The organism is Rheinheimera sp. (assembly GCF_030824435.1).
Classification (GTDB): domain Bacteria; phylum Pseudomonadota; class Gammaproteobacteria; order Enterobacterales; family Alteromonadaceae; genus Pararheinheimera.
On record NZ_JAVBXS010000001.1, the window covers coordinates 1 to 2,796 of the forward strand.

Annotated in this window: 2 protein-coding genes and 1 pseudogene; all 3 read left to right on the top strand. The window is 47.5% G+C overall.

The features are described from left to right. Positions 1-358, top strand: a pseudogene (locus RCH83_RS00005) (DNA topoisomerase IV subunit B); the annotation flags it as partial. Between the two features lie 66 nt (positions 359-424). Further along, entirely contained in the window at positions 425-1,843 is a 1,419-nt protein-coding gene (locus tag RCH83_RS00010; protein ID WP_306517884.1) for a tetratricopeptide repeat protein, read from the top strand. A gap of 13 nt (positions 1,844-1,856) precedes the next feature. Beyond that, positions 1,857-2,796: DNA gyrase subunit A (locus RCH83_RS00015; protein WP_306517886.1), on the top strand; the 940-nt coding region annotated here is incomplete at its 3' end.

The following is a 2,796-nucleotide window of genomic DNA, read 5'->3' on the forward strand; positions in this document are numbered from 1 at the left end:
CACTCTGGTGGAACAGGGCCATGTGTTTGTTGCTATGCCGCCTTTATATCGTATTGATATTGGCAAAGACGTTTATTATGCCCTTGATGAAGAAGAAAAAAATGGCGTGTTAGACCGGTTGGAAGCCGAGAAAAAACGGGGCAAAGTGAATGTACAGCGTTTTAAAGGTTTGGGTGAAATGAACCCTTTGCAGCTGCGTGAAACCACGATGGACCCAAACACCCGCCGTCTGGTGCAGCTCACCATAGACGATGTACAGCAGACTTTTGACATGATGGACATGTTATTGGCGAAAAAACGTGCCAATGACAGACGCGACTGGTTAGAAATGAAGGGTGACCGCGCCATCATTGCGTAGTGCGCTGTTCTGGGTATACTGCCTGTGCTTTGTTTAAATACGCAACAAGGATGCATGATTATTCTTATGAAAAGCCAAAAGTTGTGGGCCGTCTTTTTATTGTTGTGCACCTGTTGTTGCCTGCCTTTGCAGGCACAAGACAACACAACATTACCGGACTGGCTGTTACAGATCCAACAGCATAAATATAAAAAACCAGAAGCCATGTTGCAGCTGGCTCGCCAGCATGAAGCCGAGTTTGGTAATTGGCCAGTCCAGTTGCAGGCGGCATGGCTGAACGAATTGTCCCTGATATATGAAGTGCTGGGCCGTTATCGTGATCAGCTCAGTGTGGCAGAACGGGGTCTGGCATTGACCAACAATGAGCAGAGTAAAGTCCGGGTTGAGCTGTTGTTTGGCATGGGCTTTGCGCTGGAAACCCAACGTGAATATGAAGCCGCCAACGATTATTACCAAAAAGGCATGGCGCTGGCAGAACAGCTGAAGGATGAAAAGCTGATTATTCAGGGCATGACCAATCTGGCAGCCATGCTGGCCGAAGACAGTGAAGATCCCAAAGCGCTGGATATGCTCAAACGGGCTTATGACAGGGCAGTGAAACTCAAAGATAAAGAAATGTTGGCGCTGGTACAGGCTGAACTGGGTCTGATGTATGTCACTTTAGGCATTGACGATGAAGCAAGACAATTTCTGGAAGAGTCGTTCCGCTTGTTTGATGAGCTTGGCTGGGTAAAAAGCAAACTGACCGTCTGGTATAACCTGGCTTCAACGTACCGTTATTTAAAAAAGCCGGAAAAGGCCTTAGAAATTTTTGATCAGATGCTGAAAGTCAGTTTAGAGCAGGAAGATCCTATTAGTTTGTATTATGCCTATATTGGTTTGGCCGGCACCAGTCGGGACGTGAAAAAACTAGACGCTGCAATTACTTACATTGAAAAAGCCGAAACTTATCTGCCTAATTTGCAGTCGACTTTTCAAATCAGCGAACATCATTTTATTAAAGCGCAAATATACCGCAGCTTAGGACAGATTAATTTGGCGTTGCAGGAAGTAGCGCTGGCCAGTCAGCAGCTGGATGGCAGCAAAAATACCTCTGATCGTTTTTATCTGCTGCATTTTGACAACCTGCGCGCCAAACTTTATGCCGACAGTGGTGATTTTGAAAAAGCCTATTACACCCTGGATAAATATTTTAAAGCTTATATCGACTTGCAAGACGATGAACGTGACTTAGATGTGCAAAAGCTGCGGCTGAGTTTTGACGCAGAGCGCCAGCAGGCACGCAACGCTTTGCTGGAAAAAGACAATGAACTACAGGCGCTGCGATTACAGGAAATTGAACGTAACCGCCAGATGCAGTGGTTATGGATTGGCATTTTTGCCTGTACTTCAATGATATTATTGACGTTGTTATGGTGGCAATGGAGCCGGCGCCGTGCTTTACAGCAGGCCATGTTAAAGCCGGCAACCCGTGATTTAAGCTGATGTGGATAACAAGATGACCGAGATCGTCGTAACAGCCGATGGGCTGGAGCAATTACCGTTAAGACGTTTTACCGAAGACGCTTATCTGAACTATTCGATGTACGTCATTATGGACCGGGCTTTGCCTTTTATTGGTGACGGATTAAAACCGGTACAAAGACGTATTATTTATGCCATGTCTGAACTGGGTTTGTCCCATCTGGCCAAATTTAAAAAATCTGCCAGAACAGTGGGCGACGTGCTGGGTAAGTTTCATCCTCATGGTGATAGCGCCTGTTATGAAGCTATGGTGCTGATGGCACAACCCTTTTCTTACCGTTATCCGCTGGTGGACGGTCAGGGCAACTGGGGTGCACCTGATGATCCAAAATCTTTTGCCGCCATGCGTTATACCGAAGCCAAGTTATCACGTTTTAGCGAACTGCTGCTGAGCGAACTGGGGCAGGGCACTGTCGATTGGGTTCCCAACTTTGACGGTACTCTGGATGAACCCAAAACGCTGCCGGCCCGCTTGCCACATATTTTGCTGAACGGTATTACCGGTATTGCCGTGGGTATGGCCACCGATATTCCACCCCATAACGTGCGTGAAATTGCCGCTGCCGCCTGCCATTTACTGGATAATCCGACAGCGCAAGTGCTTGATTTATTGCAGTTTGTGCAAGGGCCGGATTATCCGACCGATGCCGAAATTATTACCCCTAAACACGAACTGCAGGCCATATACGAAACCGGCCGTGGTTCAGTGCGGATGCGCGCTATTTATACCCAGGAAGAGGGTGATATTGTCATCACCGCTTTGCCACACCAAACCTCTGGTTCTAAGGTGCTGGAACAAATTGCCGCGCAGATGAATGCCAAAAAGCTGCCGATGGTGTCGGACTTACGCGATGAATCAGACCACGAAAGCCCAACCCGTATTGTGATAGTGCCACGCTCCAACCGTATTGACG

Excerpts from the sequence above, each read along its gene's own strand:
- RCH83_RS00010 (WP_306517884.1), top strand. The coding sequence starts at position 425 with ATGAAAAGCCAAAAGTTGTGGGCCGTCTTTTTATTGTTGTGCACCTGT.